We start from the raw sequence: 16,027 nt of genomic DNA, 5'->3' as shown, positions 1-16,027 counted from the left end.
TTTCGGCTGATGCAACCCGGCCGGTGGGTGAGTTATGCGGCTGGAAGGCCTTACTGCGCCATTATCAACGGGTTACTTTGGCGAGATTTTTTTGCCGCTGGCGTCCACGACGGCTTCGCCATCCTCTTTCGTAAACGCCCCTTTCTGCGCATCCGGCAGGATGTCGAGGACGACTTCAGACGGGCGGCACAGGCGGGTACCCAGCGGCGTCACCACGATCGGACGGTTAATCAGGATCGGGTGCTGCAGCATAAAATCAATAAGCTGGTCGTCGGTGAACTTATCGTCGGCAAGGCCGAGCTGTTCATAGGGCTCCACGTTTTTACGCAGCAGATCCCGCACTGAAATGCCCATCTCGGCAATCAGGGTGGTCAGCTTATCGCGCGACGGCGGGGTTTCCAGATAAAGGATAATCTCTGGCTCCGTGCCGCTGTTGCGGATCATCTCCAGCGTGTTGCGCGAGGTTCCGCAGGCCGGGTTGTGATAAATGGTGATGTGGCTCATATCAGTGGCTCATTACAGTGTGAAGGAGAGACGTAGCGCCAGCGCGGCGAGCGTCACAAACAGGACCGGCAGCGTCATAACGATGCCCGTCCGGAAATAGTAGCCCCAGGTGATCGTCATGTTTTTCTGCGCCAGCACGTGGAGCCAGAGCAGGGTAGCGAGGCTGCCGATAGGCGTGATTTTCGGCCCCAGATCGCAGCCAATCACGTTGGCGTAAATCATCGCTTCTTTGATCAAACCTGTCGCCGTACTGCCCTCGATGGAGAGCGCGCCAATCAGCACGGTGGGCATATTGTTCATTATGGATGACAGAAACGCGGTGATGAACCCGGTTCCCAGCGTGGTGGCCCACAGCCCGTGTCCGGCCAGGCTATCCAGTACGCCTGTGAGAGAGTCCGTCAGCCCGGCATTGCGCAGGCCATACACCACCAGATACATCCCCAGCGAAAAGATAACGATCTGCCACGGCGCGGCGCGCAGCACTTTTCCGGTGTTTATCGCATGTCCGCGTTTTGCGACAGCGAATAAAATCAGCGCGCCGACGGTCGCGATGGCGCTGACCGGAATGCCGAGAGGTTCAAGCACAAAGAAACCGACGAGAAGCAGCAGCAGGACGATCCAGCCCGTTCTGAACGTCGGGAGGTCGTGAATGGCCCGCGCGGGCTCGCGGAGTTTTGCCAGGTCATATTCCGGGGGGACTTCCTTGCGAAAGAACAGATGCAGCATCACCAGCGTTGCGGCAATCGCGGCGATATCTACCGGGATCATCACCGAGGCGTATTCGCTGAACCCCAGCTTAAAGAAGTCTGCCGACACGATGTTGACCAGGTTGGACACAATCAGCGGCAGGCTGGCGGTATCGGCGATGAAGCCCGCCGCCATCACAAACGCCAGCGTGGCCTGCTTGCTGAACCCCAGCGCCAGCAGCATGGCGATCACGATAGGGGTCAGGATCAGCGCCGCACCGTCATTGGCAAACAGCGCCGCCACGGCTGCGCCCAGCAGCACGATATACGTAAACAGCAATCGCCCGCGACCGTTCCCCCAGCGGGCAACGTGCAGCGCCGCCCACTCGAAAAAGCCGGACTCATCCAGCAGCAGGCTGATGATGATGACGGCAATGAACGTTGCCGTGGCGTTCCAGACGATATTCCACACGACCGGAATATCGTTAATGTGAATCACGCCGCTGGCCAGCGCCAGTACGGCACCGATAGTCGCGCTCCAGCCGATACTGAGCCCTTTGGGCTGCCAGATGACCAGTACCAGCGTAAACAGAAAAATAGCCCCTGCCAGAAACATCTTCTACCCCGTTATATCTGTTTTTGTGAATGTGTTTTGCCTAGCACGAGCCTGAAAGTCGGTTTTTAAGCTTCATGCGCGTCTCTTCCCGCAGGCAGTTCCAGCTGTTGTCGATAACGGTTGCCGCCCATGCAGGCATGTTGGGAGACAAACGGTAATGGACCCATTTCCCCTCGCGACGGTCGATAACCAGCCCGGACTCGCGCAGCAACGCCATGTGGCGGGAGACCTTAGGCTGCGACTCGGTGGTTGCGGAGCAGAGATCGCAGACGCACAGCTCGCCCGCTTCGCGGAGCAGCATGACGATGGCGAGCCGCGTTTCGTCGGAGAGGGTTTTAAAGAGCTGGAGTGGGTGGAGCATGGGCGTTCCTGCAGGTGGAATGATTTATATATGTTTAATCATATATGTTTTGATTGCAGGATAGAAGCGGAGATGAGAGGTACGGGAATTTCAGGCAACAAAAAACCCATCAACCTTGAACCAAAACGGCGGGGTTGATGGGCTCCACAAATTGGGGACATCAAAGAAAAGCAGTGGCACTAGTTATGACTGCCCCCTGATAAAAAAGTTCTGCGCGTGACGAAAATAATTTTCCCCGCGCGCAAACTTAGGAGTTATCCGAGTCCGGGCCAGATGATGATGATCAGCGTACCCGCCAGGGTCAGCAGCACGTTAGCGATAGCGTACGTGCCCGCATACCCCAGCGCCGGGATGTTGCTGCGCGCGGTGTCGCTGATGATTTCCATGGCCGGCGCACAGGTACGTGCGCCCATCATCGCCCCGAACAGCAGGGCGCGGTTCATGCGCAGCACGTAGGCGCCGAACAGGAAGCAGATCACCACCGGCACCAGGCTGACGATAAGTCCGGAAACCAGCATCTGCCAGCCAACGGCGCCCAGGCTGTGGCCGATGCCGCTTCCCGCGCTTAAGCCGACGCCCGCCATAAACACCATCAGACCGAACTCTTTCACCATGTTCAGCGCGCCCTGCGGAATGTAGCCGAAGGTTGGGTGGTTGGCTCGCAGGAAGCCCAGCATGATCCCGGCAAACAGCAGCCCGGCGGCGTTACCGATGCCGAAGCTAAAGTTGCTGAACTGGAAGGTGATCATCCCGATCATCAGGCCAACGATAAAGAAGGCGCAGAAGGCCAGCAGGTCGGTGACCTGGCTGTGAATGGAGATAAAGCCGATGCGGTCGGCAACGGTTTTCACGCGACGCGCGTCGCCGCTGACCTGCAGAACGTCGCCTTTGTTGAGCACGACGTTATCGTCGATCGGCATCTCAATCTGGCTGCGGATCACGCGGTTGAGGAAGCAGCCGTGGTCGGTCAGCTTCAGCTGCGCCAGGCGGCGGCCCACGGCGTTATGGTTTTTCACCACGATCTCTTCGGTGACGATACGCATGTCGAGCAGATCGCGATCGAACACCTCTTTGCCGTTACGGAAGCTCGGGTCGAGACGGGCGTGGGCGTCCGGGTAACCCACCAGCGCGATGTCGTCGCCCATCTGCAGCACCGCGTCGCCGTCCGGGTTCGCCAGAATGCCGTTGCGGCGGATACGTTCGATATAGCAGCCCGTCTGGCGATAAATCCCCAGCTCGCGCAGGTTTTTGCCGTCAGCCCATGCCACCAGCTCTGGCCCAACGCGATAGGCGCGGATCACCGGGAGATAGACTTTACGTTTGGAATCGGTATCGAGACCGCGCTCGCGCGCGATTTGCTGGGCGCTGGTCTGCAGATCCTGGTGCTGAAGTTTTGGCAGGTAGCGCGCGCCGACGATCAGGCTCACCAGACCAATCAGATAGGTCAGGGCATAGCCCAGGCTCAGGTGGTCGAGGGCGGTAGAAAGCTGCGCGCCGGCCATGCCGGAATGGCGCAGGGTATCACCGGCACCCACGAGCACGGGGGTGGAGGTCATGGAGCCTGCCAGCATACCGGCCGTTAACCCGATATCCCAGCCAAACAGTTTACCCAGCCCTAACGCGATCAGCAGCGCGCTGCCAACCATCACCAGCGCCAGCATCAGATAATTTTTGCCGTCGCGGAAGAAAATTGAAAAAAAGTTCGGTCCCGCTTCCACGCCAACACAAAAAATAAACAGCATAAAGCCTAAGTTGAGCGCGTCCGTGTTAATGCTGAAGTGCTGCTGGCCTAATAATAAGGAGACGACTAAAACGCCAATGGAATTACCAAGTTGAACTGAACCCAGGCGCAATTTACCCAGGCAGAGGCCCAGCGCCAGTACCACAAATAATAACAGGATGTAATTCCCATTTAACAAGTCTGCGACGTTTATATTCACGGAGGCTAACTTCTTGTTTACCAGTAAGTTGTTGAATGAAAGGACTATTTGGGCTACTGTTTTCTGAGCCAGGGAACGTGTTCAACCCTCCCTGTTACCTAATTTATTCCCTAAAACATTAGCTGGCCGATAGTTTAATCGTATTAGCTACTGACAGCTACCTATTATCGCATCACCCTGTGCGTACTTTGGCAAGGATTGCCGCATTGCTTTATCTGACTGGGCGTCTACCCGACGAAGGTGTATTTGATAGAGATAAGTCAGGAGGATAGTTTGAACATTAAACGAAACTGGGCGGGGGTGATCAGCTGCTTTTTGCTGTTTACCGTCGTGTGCATGTCGCTCGCTTTTAATGTGAAGGGGGCATTCAGGGCTGCCGGACACCCGGAGCTGGGGCTGCTCTTTTTTACCCTGCCGGGAGCGGCAGCCAGTTTTCTTTCCCGTAAAGGGGAGGTGGTCAAGCCGCTTATTGGCGCAATGCTGGCGGCACCGCTGTGTCTGCTGCTGATGCGCATGCTGTATGTATCAACGCGAAGTTTCTGGCAGGAGATGGCGTGGTTGCTGAGCGGCGTCTTCTGGTGCGCCCTCGGCGCCCTGTGCTATTTGTTTGTGTGCAGCCTGATTAAGCATCGACGGCACCACAAATAAAAACGCCCTCCGGGTGAGGGCGTCTTCGCATTACTGGGCGGCAAACAGGCCCAGATGCTCTTTGGCGTAAGCTTCAAAGTCAGTGCAACCGCCGATGTGTTTCTGATCGAGGAAGATCTGCGGTACGGTTTCAACCGGCTTGCCGACGGTTTTTTCGAGATCCGCTTTGGTGATGCCTTCCGCGTGGATGTCCACGTAGCGGAAGTTGAAGTCATCGCGCTCTTCGGTCAGTTTCTCAGCCAGCTCTTTCGCGCGCACACAGTAAGGGCACCCTGGACGACCAAAAATTACTGCAAACATTTCTCTCTCCTCAAAAAACAAGCCTGACGGCGAATAGGACATATAGTGCCCGATAACCTGCCGCCATTAAAGAAGGTTTCGCCTGTCGCTTTGATACAGTAAGGCTATGTTTCGCCAATTACACCGCGCAAATCATTGCCTATACTGGCTGCCATACGGTTTAAGCAAGACAAAGAGAGACAAGATGACGCCAACCATAGACCTGCTCACATCCCACCGTTCCATTCGCCACTTCACCGACGAGCCGATTACCGAGGCGCAGCGCGAAGCGATTATTAACAGCGCCAGGGCGACCTCCAGCTCCAGCTTCCTGCAGTGCAGCTCGATTATCCGCATTACCGACCCGGCCATGCGTGAACAGCTGGTCGCGCTGACCGGCGGACAGAAGCATGTGGCCCAGGCCGCGGAGTTCTGGGTGTTCTGCGCCGACTTTAACCGCCACCTGCAGATCTGCCCTGAGGCCGAGCTGGGGCTGGCCGAACAGCTGCTGCTGGGCGTGGTGGATACCGCGCTGATGGCGCAAAACGCCTTTACGGCGGCGGAGTCGCTGGGATTAGGCGGTGTCTACATCGGTGGCCTGCGTAATAACATCGAAAGCGTGACCGAGCTGCTGAAGCTGCCAAAACACGTCCTGCCGCTGTTCGGCCTGTGCCTCGGCTGGCCGGCGGATAACCCGGATCTGAAGCCGCGCATTCCTGCCGCCATGCTGGTGCACGAAAACCACTACCAGCCGGTCGATCAGGACGTCCTGAATCAATATGATGAAGAGCTGGCGAACTACTACCTGACGCGCGGCAGCAATAACCGTCGGGATACCTGGACTGACCATATTCGTCGCACCATCATTAAAGAAAACCGCCCGTTTATTCTTGATTACCTGCACAAACAGGGATGGGCGACGCGATAGTCCATTCCGCCTGCGCCTGCCTGCGTATATGATATGCAGGCTTTTTCCATGTCTTCAGAGAGGTGCAGGGTGAAAATTGCCATATTGTCCCGGGATGGAACGCTCTATTCATGTAAGCGCCTGCGAGACGCGGCGGCGAAACGCGGGCATCAGGTTGAGATCCTCGACCCGATGTCCTGCTATATGAACATTGACCCGGCCGCCTCGTCGATTCACTACAAAGGCCGCAAGCTGCCGCACTTTGATGCCGTGATCCCGCGCATCGGCTCCCAGATCACCTATTACGGCACCGCCGCGTTGCGCCAGTTCGAGATGCTGGGCAGCTATCCGCTCAATGAATCCGTCGCCATTTCGCGCGCCCGCGACAAGCTGCGCTCGCTGCAGCTCCTCGCCCGTCAGGGGATCGATCTCCCCGTCACGGGGATTGCCCATTCACCTGACGACACCAGCGATCTCATCGACATGGTGGGCGGCGCGCCTTTGGTCATCAAACTGGTGGAAGGCACGCAGGGCATTGGCGTAGTGCTGGCGGAAACGCGTCAGGCGGCGGAGAGCGTGATTGACGCCTTTAGGGGCCTCAATGCCCACATCCTGGTGCAGGAGTACATCGAAGAGGCGAAAGGGCGCGATATTCGCTGCTTCGTGGTCGGCAATGAGGTGGTGGCAGCTATTGAGCGCCAGGCGAAAGAGGGCGATTTCCGCTCTAACCTTCACCGCGGCGGCGTGGCGCGGGTAGCTCATATTAGCGATCGCGAACGTGAAATTGCCGTAAAAGCGGCGCAAACCCTGGGGCTGGACGTGGCGGGCGTAGACCTTCTGCGCGCGACGCGCGGGCCGCTGGTCATGGAGGTGAACGCCTCGCCGGGGCTGGAAGGCGTAGAAAAAACCACAGGTGTCGATATTGCGGGTAAAATGATCGCATGGATCGAGCGTCATGCCACGCCAGGCTACTGTCTGAAAACGGGCGGTTAAATGGTATTGAACGCACTTTTTGCGTACCCTATGCACAGATTATATTGAAGAGGCTGCACAGCGATGGATTTACAGGTCGTACCTACACTGGATACGTTACGTCAATGGCTTGATGATGCCGGAATTACGTTCTTTGAATGCGATTCCTGCCAGGCGCTGCATCTGCCTCATATGCAGAATTTCGACGGCATTTTCGATGCCAAAATCGATCTCATTAACGACGTGATCCTTTTCTCCGCGCTGGCCGAAGTGAAGCCCTCCGCGCTGCTGGCGCTGGCCTCCGACCTGTCAGCGATCAACGCCAGTTCTTTGACGGTGAAAGCATTTCTCGACATACAGGATGATAATCTGCCAAAACTGGTCGTTTGCCAGTCTTTATTCTCCGGTGCCGGGCTGTCGTTCAAGCAGTTCTCCTGGTTTATGCGCTTGAGCGAAGAGCAAATTTCCATGGTCATGATGGAAGCCAATGCACACCATCTGCTGTATAGCGCGGAAGATGATGCAGAGAATAATGATGCATCTCCCAATTTTCTTCACTGAACCTGTCTGACTTTTGCGCAGTCGCTGCCATAGCGGCTGCATAAGGCCATTTTTTCTGCTGCTTTTAACCTTTCTTTAAAGAATTTTTCACCTCCCTGAAGGCCGTTTCGGCTTATCACGTAGACATAACCTGCATAAAAAATTGATAAAAGGCGTTTTTTCGTCTGGGCTATAGCCGGAGACACGGGCTACAGTTATTCTTGCGATGCTTAAAAAAGCGAGCGGAAGCTGCCGGGTAAAGAGGTTTCTTTTTATTTTGGGCAGAGCGACAAACTATGCATGATTATTGCATATCTTCAGATTGCACAGTTTTAGTTCGTTTGTTAACGAGCTTTCAGAAGGAATAAAGATATGATCGCCTTGAATAAAAAATGGTTATCGGGTCTGGTTGCGGGTGCTCTGATGGCCGTCTCTGCCGGCACGCTCGCTGCGGAACAAAAAACGCTGCACGTTTACAACTGGTCTGACTATATCGCGCCGGACACGGTGGCGAATTTTGAAAAAGAGACCGGCATTAAAGTGGTCTACGACGTATTCGATTCCAACGAAGTGCTGGAAGGAAAGCTGATGGCGGGCAGCACCGGGTTTGATCTCGTGGTGCCTTCCGCAAGCTTCCTCGAGCGCCAGCTGACGGCAGGCGTCTTCCAGCCGCTGGACAAGAGCAAGTTACCGAACTGGAAAAACCTCGATCCGGAAGTGCTGAAGCTGGTGGCGAAGCATGACCCGGACAACAAATACGCCATGCCTTACCTGTGGGCGACCACCGGTATCGGCTACAACGTGGATAAAGTCAAAGCGGTGCTGGGCCCGGACGTCAAGCTGGACAGCTGGGACGTGGTGCTGAAGCCGGAAAACCTTGAGAAGCTGAAAAGCTGCGGCGTCTCCTTCCTCGATGCGCCGGAAGAGATTTTCGCCACCGTGCTGAACTACCTGGGCAAAGACCCGAACAGCAGTAAAGCCGATGATTACACCGGCCCGGCGACCGATCTGCTGCTGAAGCTGCGTCCAAATATTCGTTACTTCCACTCGTCTCAGTACATCAATGACCTGGCGAACGGCGACATCTGCGTCGCGATCGGCTGGGCAGGGGACGTGTGGCAGGCGGCTAACCGCGCGAAAGAGGCGAAAAACGGCGTGAACGTCTCTTACTTCATTCCGAAAGAGGGGGCGCTGGCCTTCTTCGACGTCTTCGCGATGCCAGCTGATGCGAAGAACAAAGACGAAGCCTATCAGTTCCTCAACTACCTGATGCGTCCTGAGGTGATCGCCCACATCAGCGACCACGTTTACTACGCGAACGGTAACAAGGCCTCCGTGCCGCTGGTAAGCGAAGAAATCCGTAACAACCCGGCTATCTATCCACCGGCGGATGTGTTCGCCAAGCTCTTCACCCTGAAAGTTCAGGATCCAAAAATTGACCGCGTGCGTACCCGCGCGTGGACCAAGGTGAAAAGCGGTAAATAACGGCGTTGGGTATTGTTGCCCGGTGGCGCTGTCGCCTACCGGGCCTGTACAACCCGTAGGCCGGGCAAGCGTTAGCGCCGCCCGGCGATGCGCACCCTGACGGTGCGTTTGCACCAGTACTGATCTATGCCGGAGAACACCCCGTGAATGACGCGATCCCCCGCCCGCAGGCGAAAGTCCGTAAAGCGCTGACCCCGCTTCTTGAAATTCGTAACCTCACCAAATCTTTCGATGGCCAGCATGCCGTGGACGACGTCAGCCTGACTATCTATAAAGGCGAAATTTTTGCCCTCCTGGGAGCTTCTGGCTGCGGAAAATCGACCCTGCTGCGTATGCTGGCCGGTTTTGAACAGCCCACCGCCGGGCAAATCATGCTTGATGGCGTGGATCTCTCCAGCGTGCCGCCGTATCAGCGCCCGATTAACATGATGTTCCAGTCCTACGCGCTGTTCCCGCACATGACGGTGGAGCAGAACATCGCCTTTGGCCTGAAGCAGGACAAGCTGCCGAAGGCCGAAATTACCGCGCGCGTGGCCGAGATGCTGAGTCTGGTGCACATGCAAGAGTTTGCGAAGCGTAAGCCGCATCAGCTCTCCGGCGGCCAGCGCCAGCGCGTGGCCCTGGCCCGCAGTCTGGCAAAACGCCCGAAACTGCTGCTGCTCGACGAACCGATGGGCGCGCTGGATAAAAAACTGCGCGACCGTATGCAGCTCGAAGTGGTGGATATCCTCGAGCGCGTGGGGGTGACCTGCGTGATGGTCACCCACGACCAGGAAGAGGCGATGACCATGGCCGGGCGTATCGCGATCATGAACCGCGGGAAGTTCGTGCAGATTGGCGAGCCGGAAGAGATTTATGAGCACCCGACCACCCGCTACAGCGCGGAGTTCATCGGCTCGGTCAACGTTTTCGAAGGGCTGCTGAAAGATCGTCAGGAAGATGGCCTGGTCATCGAATCGCCGGGGCTGCAGCATCCGCTTAAGGTCGATCCGGATAACTCCGTGGTGGATAACGTGCCGGTCTACGTCGCGCTGCGTCCGGAGAAGATCATGCTCTGTGAGGATCCGCCTGCCGATGGCTATAACTTTGCCGTGGGCGAAGTGGTGCACATTGCCTACCTGGGCGATCTGTCTATCTACCACGTGCGGCTGAAAAGCGGGCAGATGCTCAGCGCGCAGCTACAGAACGAACATCGCTACCGCAAGGGGCAGCCAACATGGGGTGACGAAGTGCGCCTGTGCTGGGATGCTGACAGTTGCGTCGTGCTGACGGTATAAGGAGCGGCAAATGAGTGCACTTGAACCTCCAGCTCGCGCAGAAAAGCCGGGCGGTTTTGCCCAGTGGCTGACGCGCTTGCAGATGAACCACGGCCGCAAGCTGGTGATCGCCATGCCGTACGTGTGGCTGATCCTGCTGTTCCTGCTGCCGTTTCTGATTGTTTTCAAGATAAGCCTGGCGGAAATGGCGCGGGCGATCCCGCCCTATACCAACCTGCTGGACTGGGCCGACGGGCAGCTGACGCTGACGCTTAACCTCGGCAACTTCCTGCAGCTCACCGACGATCCGCTCTATTTCGAAGCCTATCTGCAGTCGCTGCAGGTGGCGGCGATCTCGACGCTCTGCTGTCTGGTGATGGGCTACCCGCTGGCGTGGGCGGTGGCGCACAGCAAGCCGTCGACGCGTAACATCCTGCTGCTGCTGGTGATCCTGCCGTCGTGGACCTCGTTCCTGATCCGCGTTTACGCCTGGATGGGGATCCTGAAAAACAACGGCGTGCTGAATAACTTTCTCATGTGGCTCGGGGTTATCGATCAGCCGCTGACGATCCTGCACACCAACCTCGCGGTCTATATCGGCATTGTGTACGCCTATCTGCCGTTCATGGTGCTGCCGATCTATACGGCGCTTACGCGCATTGATTACTCGCTGGTGGAAGCGTCGCTCGATCTCGGCGCCCGTCCGTTAAAAACCTTCTTCAGCGTGATTGTCCCGCTGACCAAAGGCGGCATTATCGCCGGGTCAATGCTGGTCTTTATCCCGGCGGTAGGGGAGTTTGTGATCCCGGAACTGCTCGGCGGCCCGGACAGCATCATGATTGGCCGCGTGCTGTGGCAGGAGTTCTTCAATAACCGCGACTGGCCGGTGGCCTCGGCGGTGGCGATCGTGATGCTCCTGCTGCTGATCGTGCCGATTATGTGGTTCCACAAGCATCAGCAGAAACAGATGGGAGATCACGGATGAACAACTTACCGGTAGTGCGCTCCCCGTGGCGAATTGCGATCCTCGTTATCGGCTTTACCTTCCTGTATGCGCCGATGCTGATGCTGGTGATCTACTCGTTCAACAGCTCTAAGCTGGTAACGGTCTGGGCGGGCTGGTCGACGCGCTGGTACAGCGAGCTGTTCCACGACGATGCGATGATGAGCGCGGTGGGGCTGAGTCTGACCATTGCTGCCCTTGCGGCGACAATGGCGTCGGTGCTGGGCACGATCGCCGCGCTGGTGATGGTGCGATTCGGGCGTTTTCGTGGCTCAAACGGGTTCGCGTTTATGATCACCGCGCCGCTGGTCATGCCGGACGTGATCACCGGTCTCGCGCTGCTGCTGCTGTTCGTGGCCCTGGCGCACGCCATCGGCTGGCCGGCGGATCGCGGCATGCTCACCATCTGGCTGGCGCACGTCACCTTCTGTACGGCCTACGTGGCGGTTGTGATCTCCTCGCGCATGCGCGAGCTGGATCGCTCCATTGAAGAGGCGGCGATGGATCTTGGCGCGACGCCGCTGAAGGTCTTTTTCATCATTACCCTGCCGATGATTATGCCGGCGGTGATCTCCGGCTGGCTGCTGGCGTTTACGCTGTCGCTGGACGATCTGGTTATCGCCAGCTTTGTCTCCGGACCGGGCGCGACGACGCTGCCTATGCTGGTCTTCTCCAGCGTGCGCATGGGGGTTAACCCGGAGATTAACGCCCTGGCTTCCATCATCCTCGGCGTGGTCGGAATTGTCGGATTTATCGCCTGGTATTTGATGGCGCGCGCGGAAAAACAGCGCGTGCGCGATATCCAGCGTGCAAGACGCGGCTGAAGGATTTAAAATTTCCAGTGAAGTGCCGCGCATGACGCGGCACTGTTTTTCAGGGAAGTAAAACATTGGGATTATTAAAAAAATCACGTACTACGCACGCGCGTCCTAACGTACCTGCACTGGTTCAGGTGGCGGCGCTCGCCATTATTATGATCCGCTGCCTGGACGTGCTGATGATTCTGAACACCCTGGGCGTTCGCGGCATCGGTGAATTCATTCACCGCAGCGTGCAGACGTGGAATCTGACGCTGGTCTTTTTGAGCAGCCTGGTGCTGGTGTTTATCGAGATCTACTGCGCGTTTTCGCTGGTCAAAGGGCGCAACTGGGCGCGCTGGGTCTATCTGCTGACGCAAATTACCGCTGCCAGCTATCTGTGGGCCGCCTCGCTGGGATACGGTTACCCGGAGCTGTTCAGCATTGCCGGGGAATCCAAACGCGAGATCCTGCGCGCGCTGTTTATGCAAAAACTTCCGGATATGCTGGTGCTCTGTCTACTCTTCGTTCCGGCCTCAAGCCGGCGGTTCTTCCGCCTGCAATAATGTGTATAATCGCAGCCCTCGTGATTCTTAAGGTTTTCATATGCAGTGCGCACTCTATGACGCCGGACGCTGCCGCTCCTGTCAGTGGATAGAACAGCCGGTTTCTCAACAACTCACCGCCAAAATGGCCGACCTGCAACAGCTGCTGGCAGCGCACGCGGTGGGCGAGTGGTGCGCACCCGTCAGCGGCCCGGAGCAGGGCTTTCGTAATAAAGCCAAAATGGTGGTCAGCGGCAGCGTTGAAAAACCGCTGCTGGGGATGCTGCACCGCGACGGCACGCCGGAAGACTTAACCGACTGCCCGCTGTATCCCGCCTCGTTTGAACCCGTCTTTGCCGCGCTGAAACCGTTTATCGCGCGTGCAGGGTTAACGCCTTACAGCGTCGCCCGCAGGCGCGGCGAGCTGAAATACCTTCTGCTGACGGAAAGCCAACTCGACGGGGGCATGATGCTGCGCTTCGTGCTGCGCTCGGAAGCCAAGCTGGAGCAGCTGCGCGCGGCGCTGCCGTGGCTGCAGGAACAGCTGCCGCAGCTGAAGGTCATTACGGCGAATATTCAGCCGGTGCATATGGCGATCATGGAAGGGGAGAAAGAGATTTTCTTCACCGACCAGCACGCGCTGGCCGAAAGCTTCAACGGCGTGCCGCTGTGGATCCGCCCGCAAAGCTTCTTCCAGACTAACCCAACCGTGGCTAGCAGCCTGTACGCCACCGCCCGCGACTGGGTTCGTGCGTTAAACATCCAGCATATGTGGGATCTCTTCTGCGGCGTGGGCGGCTTTGGCCTGCACTGCGCCACGCCAGAGATGCAGCTCACCGGAATAGAGATTTCTGCCGAAGCAATAGCCTGCGCGAAACAGTCCGCCGCCGGGCTGGGGTTAACGAATCTGCACTTCCAGGCGCTGGATTCCACGCAGTTTGCGACCGGCCAGGGCAACGTGCCGGAGCTGGTGCTGGTCAACCCGCCGCGTCGCGGCATCGGCAAGGCGCTGTGCGACTATCTGAGCCAGATGGCGCCCGAGTACATCGTCTATTCCAGCTGTAACGCCCAGACCATGGCGAAAGACATCGCCAGCCTGCCGGGCTACCGCATTGAACGCGTTCAGCTTTTCGATATGTTCCCGCATACCGCGCATTACGAAGTGCTGACGTTGCTCGTGAAATCTTAAACAAAATGTGAACTCTTCCCCCGCTCGAAATCAGGTAAGCTTACGTCATAAGAGATGAATAAAGGCTTACCCATGAAGCAGATCCTGCTGGCGGAAGACGACCACGATATCGCGGCGCTTCTGCGACTCAATTTAGAAGACGAAGGCTACGCCATCACCCACGAGCCCGACGGGGGCAAGGCCTTACTGCGTCTTGAAAAACAGCCGTGGGATGCGGTGATCCTCGACCTGATGCTGCCCAGCGTTGACGGTCTGGAGATTTGCCGCCGCATCCGTCAGATGACGCGCTACCTGCCGGTGATCATCATCAGCGCCCGCAGCAGCGAGACCGACCGCATTACCGGGCTGGAAACCGGCGCCGATGATTATCTGGCGAAGCCATTCTCGGTGCAGGAACTCATTGCGCGCATCAAAGCGCTGTTCCGCCGCCAGCAGGCGATGGGGCAGGCGCAAACCGACGGTCAAATTCAGGCCCACGGTCTGACCATCGATCCGCTGGCGCGCAGCGTGCTGCTTCACGGCCAGGTGGTGGATCTCACCCCGCGCGAATTCGAGCTGCTGTACTTCTTTGCCCGTCATCCTGGCGAGGTCTTTTCGCGTCTGGCGCTGCTGGAGCAGGTCTGGGGCTATCAGCACGAAGGCTATGAGCACACTGTTAACACCCATATCAACCGCCTGCGCATCAAGATTGAGAAGGACGCCGCCGAGCCGGAGATTATTCGCACCGTCTGGGGCAAGGGCTATAAATTTGCGGAGCCAAATCATGATGCGCCGCTTTAGCCTGGGCCAGCGACTGACGCTGCTGTTTATCCTGCTGATGATGCTCTGCGCCACCGTCGCCTGTGCGGTACAACTCTACACCAGTACGCAGTACGGCAACGCGATGGTGCAGCGGCTGTCGGGCGGGCTGGCACAGCAGATAGTCCTGCGTGAACCGATTCTGGACGCGCAGGGCAGGGTCGACCGAACGGCGCTCAAGCCGCTGTTCGATCGGCTGATGACCTTTAATCCGAGCGTTGAGCTGTACGTTGTCTCCCCGGACGGCGATATCCTGGCCGATGCCGCACCGCCGGGCCACATTCAGCGGCAAAAAATCGATCTGGCCCCGGTTCAGACCTTCCTGAGCGGTACCGCCATACCGGTTCTGGGCGACGACCCTCGCAGTCAAAATAAAAAGGTCTTTAGCGCCACGCCGCTGCGGCAGGACGGCGAGCTAAAAGGCTATCTGTACATTATTTTGCAGGGCGAAGAGTCAAACGCCCTGGCTGAAATGGCCTGGCACAAGGCGCTGTGGAGCACGGTGCTGTGGTCTTTGCTGTGGGTCGCGCTGTTTGGCCTGCTGGCAGGTTTACTGGTCTGGTACTGGGTCACGCGCCCGGTAAAACAGCTGACGGTGGAGGTCGCCGGGCTGGAGCAGGACAGCATCAGCGCTATCAGACAGCTGGCGGCGCAGCCGTTGGACGCGGCGGCCAAGGATGAAGTGGCGATCCTGCGCAACAGCTTTATCGAGCTGGCACGCAAAATCACCCGCCAGTGGGACCAGCTGGCCGACAGCGATCGCCAGCGCCGGGAGTTTATCGCCAATATTTCGCACGATCTCCGTACGCCGCTGACCTCGCTGCTGGGCTATCTGGAAACCCTGTCGCTAAAATCCGCCACGCTGACGCCGCAGGAGCACCAGCAGTATCTCGCCACCGCGCTGCGTCAGGGGCAAAAAGTCCGTCATCTATCGCAGCAGCTGTTCGAGCTGGCGCGCCTTGAGCACGGCGGCATTAAGCCGCAGCGCGAGCGTTTCGCGATGGGGGAGTTGATTTCCGACGTGGCGCAGAAGTTTGAGCTCACCGCCCGCACGCGCGAAGTGAATCTGCATATTGACGTGCCGGGACCGCTGCCGCTGATTAACGCCGATGTGTCGATGATCGAACGCGTGGTGACCAACCTGCTCGATAACGCGATGCGCCATACGCCATCTGGCGGGGAAATTCGTCTGGCGGTCTGGCAGGAGAATGAACGGCTTCAGGTCGAAGTGGCTGACAGCGGAACGGGCGTGGATGCCTCGCTGCGCGACGATCTGTTCCAGCGGCCATCGGCGTTGAACACCCAGGCATCGCGGGAGAATCGCGGCGGGCTGGGGCTGTTAATCGTGAAACGTATGCTGGAGCTGCACGGCGGTGGGATCAGGCTGATGGAGTCGGTGAGCGGGGCGCGGTTCAGGTTCTTTGTGCCACTGTGAGAGAGTGCCGGGTGGCGGCTTCGCCTTACCCGGCCTACAGACTACCACCCCCGTAGGCCGGGCCAC

Annotated in this window: 17 protein-coding genes; 12 read left to right on the top strand and 5 right to left on the bottom strand. The window is 57.9% G+C overall.

What is annotated here, in order from left to right; genetic code table 11:
• Positions 1-72: 72 nt before the first annotated feature.
• The 4 genes from arsC to FOY96_RS14710 all read right to left on the bottom strand — a co-directional run bounded on the left by arsC (position 73) and on the right by FOY96_RS14710 (position 4,107).
• The gene (arsC, locus tag FOY96_RS14725) at positions 73-504 is read right to left on the bottom strand and encodes a glutaredoxin-dependent arsenate reductase (protein WP_058842143.1); all 432 of its coding nucleotides are present in this window, start codon (positions 502-504) and stop codon (positions 73-75) included.
• A gap of 12 nt (positions 505-516) precedes the next feature.
• Positions 517-1,806, bottom strand: coding sequence for an arsenic transporter (locus tag FOY96_RS14720; protein ID WP_143347323.1), 1,290 nt, complete (start codon positions 1,804-1,806; stop codon positions 517-519).
• A gap of 40 nt (positions 1,807-1,846) precedes the next feature.
• A complete protein-coding gene (locus FOY96_RS14715) occupies positions 1,847-2,167 on the bottom strand; it encodes a metalloregulator ArsR/SmtB family transcription factor (RefSeq protein ID WP_045142923.1) in 321 nt (106 codons plus the stop codon).
• A gap of 254 nt (positions 2,168-2,421) precedes the next feature.
• Positions 2,422-4,107, bottom strand: a complete 1,686-nt coding sequence (locus FOY96_RS14710) for an aspartate:alanine antiporter (RefSeq protein ID WP_014169303.1) — start codon at positions 4,105-4,107, stop codon at positions 2,422-2,424.
• Positions 4,108-4,380: 273 nt separating this feature from the next.
• Between FOY96_RS14710 and FOY96_RS14705 the strand changes: the two genes are divergently transcribed.
• On the top strand, positions 4,381-4,755 hold the full coding sequence (locus tag FOY96_RS14705) for an inner membrane protein YbjM (protein ID WP_033145040.1): 375 nt from the start codon (positions 4,381-4,383) through the stop codon (positions 4,753-4,755).
• A gap of 30 nt (positions 4,756-4,785) precedes the next feature.
• On the opposite strand, the gene FOY96_RS14700 is transcribed toward FOY96_RS14705, so the two are convergent.
• Positions 4,786-5,055, bottom strand: coding sequence for a GrxA family glutaredoxin (locus FOY96_RS14700; RefSeq protein WP_006809455.1), 270 nt, complete (start codon positions 5,053-5,055; stop codon positions 4,786-4,788).
• A gap of 184 nt (positions 5,056-5,239) precedes the next feature.
• Between FOY96_RS14700 and nfsA the strand changes: the two genes are divergently transcribed.
• The 11 genes from nfsA (at position 5,240) to FOY96_RS14640 (ending at position 15,961) form a co-directional block, all read left to right on the top strand.
• The gene (gene nfsA, locus FOY96_RS14695; protein WP_033145041.1) at positions 5,240-5,962 is read left to right on the top strand and encodes a nitroreductase NfsA; all 723 of its coding nucleotides are present in this window, start codon (positions 5,240-5,242) and stop codon (positions 5,960-5,962) included.
• A 69-nt stretch (positions 5,963-6,031) separates the two neighbouring features.
• On the top strand, positions 6,032-6,934 hold the full coding sequence (rimK, locus tag FOY96_RS14690) for a 30S ribosomal protein S6--L-glutamate ligase (protein WP_143347322.1): 903 nt from the start codon (positions 6,032-6,034) through the stop codon (positions 6,932-6,934).
• 63 nt (positions 6,935-6,997) lie between these two features.
• Positions 6,998-7,474: a YbjN domain-containing protein gene (locus FOY96_RS14685; protein ID WP_014169308.1), complete on the top strand. Its 477-nt coding sequence runs from the start codon at positions 6,998-7,000 to the stop codon at positions 7,472-7,474.
• Between the two features lie 351 nt (positions 7,475-7,825).
• Positions 7,826-8,938: a spermidine/putrescine ABC transporter substrate-binding protein PotF gene (gene potF, locus FOY96_RS14675; protein ID WP_023335062.1), complete on the top strand. Its 1,113-nt coding sequence runs from the start codon at positions 7,826-7,828 to the stop codon at positions 8,936-8,938.
• Between the two features lie 143 nt (positions 8,939-9,081).
• Positions 9,082-10,215: a putrescine ABC transporter ATP-binding subunit PotG gene (gene potG, locus FOY96_RS14670; protein WP_024907855.1), complete on the top strand. Its 1,134-nt coding sequence runs from the start codon at positions 9,082-9,084 to the stop codon at positions 10,213-10,215.
• A 10-nt stretch (positions 10,216-10,225) separates the two neighbouring features.
• On the top strand, positions 10,226-11,179 hold the full coding sequence (potH, locus tag FOY96_RS14665) for a putrescine ABC transporter permease PotH (RefSeq protein WP_033145043.1): 954 nt from the start codon (positions 10,226-10,228) through the stop codon (positions 11,177-11,179).
• Entirely contained in the window at positions 11,176-12,021 is an 846-nt protein-coding gene (gene potI, locus FOY96_RS14660) for a putrescine ABC transporter permease PotI (protein WP_029739447.1), read from the top strand. Before potH ends, potI begins: the two co-directional genes overlap by 4 nt.
• A 65-nt stretch (positions 12,022-12,086) precedes the next feature.
• Entirely contained in the window at positions 12,087-12,560 is a 474-nt protein-coding gene (locus FOY96_RS14655) for a YbjO family protein (RefSeq protein ID WP_023310935.1), read from the top strand.
• A gap of 40 nt (positions 12,561-12,600) precedes the next feature.
• Positions 12,601-13,728, top strand: coding sequence for a 23S rRNA (uracil(747)-C(5))-methyltransferase RlmC (gene rlmC, locus FOY96_RS14650; protein ID WP_143347321.1), 1,128 nt, complete (start codon positions 12,601-12,603; stop codon positions 13,726-13,728).
• 72 nt (positions 13,729-13,800) lie between these two features.
• Positions 13,801-14,508: a response regulator transcription factor gene (locus tag FOY96_RS14645; RefSeq protein ID WP_143347320.1), complete on the top strand. Its 708-nt coding sequence runs from the start codon at positions 13,801-13,803 to the stop codon at positions 14,506-14,508.
• Positions 14,492-15,961, top strand: a complete 1,470-nt coding sequence (locus FOY96_RS14640; RefSeq protein ID WP_143347319.1) for a sensor histidine kinase — start codon at positions 14,492-14,494, stop codon at positions 15,959-15,961. Before FOY96_RS14645 ends, FOY96_RS14640 begins: the two co-directional genes overlap by 17 nt.
• Positions 15,962-16,027 lie beyond the last annotated feature (66 nt).

Source organism: Enterobacter asburiae, assembly GCF_007035645.1.
Classification (GTDB): domain Bacteria; phylum Pseudomonadota; class Gammaproteobacteria; order Enterobacterales; family Enterobacteriaceae; genus Enterobacter; species Enterobacter asburiae_B.
Note: the sequence above shows the minus strand (reverse complement) of the source record. Positions and strands in the feature narration are given on the sequence as shown.